This is a genomic window from Nostoc sp. 2RC, from assembly GCF_014222165.1.
GTDB lineage: Bacteria > Cyanobacteriota > Cyanobacteriia > Cyanobacteriales > Nostocaceae > Nostoc > Nostoc linckia.
Window position 1 is genome coordinate 1 of record NZ_JACKZU010000515.1, and the last position, 4244, is coordinate 4244.

Consider the following 4244-nt stretch of genomic DNA (forward strand, 5'->3'; position numbering starts at 1 on the left):
CTCCCCACACTCCCCCATCTTTCCATCTCCCCTTTCCCCTTTTCCCTTTAACCTTTACCCAACTTCCACCTAACATTTTTGGGTTGGCAGACTACTAAACCTCTCCTGCTCCCCCATCTCCCCACCTACTCTAAACAGGTGTCCAGCTGTCAATCTTACCTGAGATCAAGTCTACGTAGTACAACTTGCCATCATCTCCAGCCTGAACGCTCACAGGCGCTCCTAAATTGGAAGCAAACTGTGTAGTTGCAACAACTTTGTTCTGGTTGTTTAATGTTAAAGCGGTGATGGTTCCCTTGGTGGGATTGAAGATCATCAAGGCGTTGTTAAAGTTGCCACCAGTGTAAAAAGTACCGACGCCCACGGAAGTAGAACCAGCTAAATGATCGTAGGAGTAAATTGGTGCTGTCACTTGTGTACCGCTATCGTAGAACTCCTTGGCTATGCCGAGATTAGAATAGGCGTTTTGTTTGATGTTGATGAGGTTGCCATTTGAATCAACACCACCTTCATAGAATGGCCAGCCAAAGTTTTTACCGGGGCCGCCAACATTCACTTCTTCCCACTTGTACCAACCGACATCGCCGATAAAAGGTACATTAGTTTGTTGATTGACGGTGAAGCGGAAGGGGTTACGCAGACCCAAGTCATAAACTTTGGAACGATTACTGTTGGCGTCGCCGTTGTAGAAAGGATTGGTTGCTAAACCTTGACCGGTGATGGCGTCAATGTGCAAGATTTTACCTGATAAATTATCGATATCCTGGACGCGAGCGGCTCGAATGTCTGCTCGGTTGTAGGAAGTACCATCACCAACACTCACAAACAGAGTACCATCGTTACCAAAGCGCACACTACCACCGGAGTGAGTTGCACTATCGGTTGCTATGAAATCTTGGATGTTTCTGATGTTATTGTTTTCCAGAGCATCCACATATTCCTGGGCGTTGGCAAACAATTTGCCAGTGGTTTTGTTTACAATGCCTGATGGTGCTTCATTCTTGGTTTCATCGGTAGGATCGACGAATGTGCTGTCTTTGTCTGGGCGACTGATGTACTGCCAAGTGCTATTTTTGCCTAATAGTATAACTTCACTGCCAGCGATCGCTGTTTTGTAACCAGTGCTGGGATCGGCTGTGACTCTAACTAGGCGTGCTGCACGGTTACCTCGCCTATCGGGATCGTCTAAGTTGCTATTGGGATTATTTTTGGGATTGTTGGGATTTGTTTCTACTGGGTCATAGGTAAACAATAAATAAACGTAGTTGTTGCCATTGGGATTCTTGCCAAAATCTGGATGTACTGCCAAACTTAACAACCCGCGATCGGATATGTTATTTACCTGTGATGAAATATCAATAAATGGCTTTGATTCTAAGACTTTTGTAGTGGAGTTGAACACCTTGACTACACCATCTTTCTGGGCAATGAACATCAGCTTATCGTCAGCTGACCAACCAAAGTCTATAGGTGTAGTCAAGCCAGAAACTACAGTTTGTCTTTGAAACTCACCCAAGTCATTATCGGCAATCGTGATTGTGGTCTGAGTAATAGGTAGCAACACCCCAACTGCGTTACTAAACTTCAAGGTGAAGCTTTCATCGGGTTCTGTGACGGAATCATCTTTGAGAACAATGGAAATATTCTTACTGGTTTCTCCCACTGCAAAGTTCAAGGTTCCAGATAAAGCCACATAGTCAGATCCGGCTTTAGCAGTTCCATCCACAGTTGTGTAGTTTACACTAGCTGCTGCCGAAGCATTACCCCGTGTCACTGTTACCGTCGCCGTACCATCATTCTCATTCACTAATGGCTGAGTAAAATTCAGACCTTGGCTATCATTATCTTTAATCGTGATTCCGAGAGTTCTTTGAATTCCTAATGTTGCACCCTCTGGCTGATCGATAGCCACACTAAAATTCTCATCTGGTTCTGCTAATGAATCATCAAAGATGGGAATGACGATCTGTTTGCTGCTTTCTCCTGGTGCAAAGGTGAGTGTCCCGCCTATTTCTTCTCCACCATTGGCGTAGTCATCCCCTGCTGTTGCGGTATTACCCAAGGTGGCATACTGAACCGTAGATACACCACTTAAATCACCAGTTCTCAGTACAGTCACAGTCACATTACCATCACCTTCGTTCACACTGGTGGGAGATGTACTTAAGGTGATAGTGGTTGGTAAAACTGGAGAATAAAGTTGCGACTGAGGAATAATTTCTTTGGTTTGAGAGGTGCTAGACCAAGATAGTTGAGAAAGGGCAGAGTAAGCATTGTCGAAGTACTCAAGTTTAATATCGTACTTCTGACCTGCAACTAGGGCGATGGAACCCACAAGTTCTGTGGCTGATTGGTTGACGAAATTATTGATGAGCTGTTGATTATTCACCCATAAGCGCACACCATCATCGCTTCTGGTGTAGAAGTTATAAGTTTCGCTGTACTTAGCTTCTACCTGACCAGTCCAACGCACCGAGAAGCTGTCTGGCGCTATGACGGGACTTGGAGAACCACTACCCCACAAAAAGTTCACTGTGCTATCGGTGCGAGTTAGCTTCAAGTTGGTGAAATCAGCGTTGTCAAAATATTCTCCTTGCAGTCCGTTACCATTACTGACTGGTGTACTGGCCTGACTATAAAGTTGTGACTGAGGAATAATTTCTTTGGCTTGAGAGGTGCTAGACCAAGATAGTTGAGAAAGGGCAGAGTAAGTGTTATCGAAGTACTCAAGTTTAATATCGTACTTTTGACCTGCCACTAGGGCAACGGAACCCACAAGTTCTGTGGCTGATTGATTGACGAAGTTATCGATGAGCAGTTGATTATTCACCCACAGCCGCACACCATCATCACTTCTGGTGTAGAAGTTATAAGTTTCGCTGTACTTAGCTTCTACCTGACCACTCCAACGCACTGAAAAGGTGTCTGGGGCGATGAGGGGATCTGGAGAACCACTACCCCACAAAAAGTTCACTGTGCTATCTGTGCGAGTGACCTTCAGGTTCGTAAAATCAGCGTTGTCAAAGTATTCTCCTTTGAGTCCGTTACCATTACCAACTGGTGTATTGACCTGACTATAAAGTTGTGACTGAGGAATAATTTCTTTGGCTTGAGAGGTGCTAGACCAAGATAGTTGAGAAAGGGCAGAGTAGGTGTTGTCGAAGTACTCAAGTTTAATATCGTACTTTTGACCTGCAACTAAGGCAACGGAACCCACAACTTCTGTGGCTGATTGGTTGACGAAGTTATCAATCAGCAGTTGATTATTCACCCACAGCCGCACACCATCATCGCTTCTGGTGTAGAAGTTATAAGTTTCGCTGTACTTAGCTTCTACCTGACCAGTCCAACGTACTGAGAAGGTATCTGCACCAATGAGTTGGTCTGGAGAAGCATTACCCCACGAGAAGTTTACTGTGCTATCTGTGCGAGTTAGCTTCAGGTTGGTAAAATCAACGTTGTCAAAGTATTCTCCTTTGAGTCCATTTCCTTGAGAAATAAGGCTACTAGACCCACCCAATATACTTGGTTGTGCTTGATCCAGGGCTGCTAGAGATGATTGACCACCAATTACCGGACTTGTAGGTGTTGAAGACAGTGGATTATTTTGATTCTGTAAATTGTCCATTGATATATATGCCTCATAATAGAGCTAAAACTAATGCCACAATCAATTATTTGGGATTAGTTTTTCATCGAATGTTGTGAAGAAATAATGTGTAGCCACCCTAATGGAATTTACTTACTTATTCATATATTAATCAATGCTAATACACATTTTTTATCTCTTACTTTGCCATTGAATTCGAGTTTTTTGTTGCGTAATTTTAACCAGCTAAAATCAATCAGCATACAGCAACACATCTTCCTATATCTCCACTAAAAACAAGCAGATATATAGGAAAATATGTATAACTAGAAATACTAGAGACTCGCTATATGAGGCGTTAGCCACGATTAAATTTTCTAAAAATTTCAGATTTGAAGTTTGTTGAATTTACTTAAACAATGTAAATCACAGGAGAAATTGATAATTTCACCTGATATACAATCATATGAAATTTCTAGACAAAGAACTCAGTATTCTATAGAAGTAAGTATATACGTAAGTGATTTTATAATACCTCACTTTTACATTGACGTGTATTGGTCAGCCCAATTAATTCAACATTTGACATTACATGACCGTATTATGTCTATGTCTTCTATACAATTTTGTTGAAATATTCATAATTGAATATGTA

The 4244-nt window shown here is 42.4% G+C and carries 1 protein-coding gene; it reads right to left on the reverse strand.

From position 1 onward, the window contains the following. Nucleotides 1-130: 130 nt before the first annotated feature. Complete coding sequence (locus GNE10_RS32415; protein ID WP_185570096.1) at nucleotides 131-3628, reverse strand: PA14 domain-containing protein; 3498 nt, start codon at nucleotides 3626-3628, stop codon at nucleotides 131-133. Nucleotides 3629-4244: the final 616 nt, after the last annotated feature.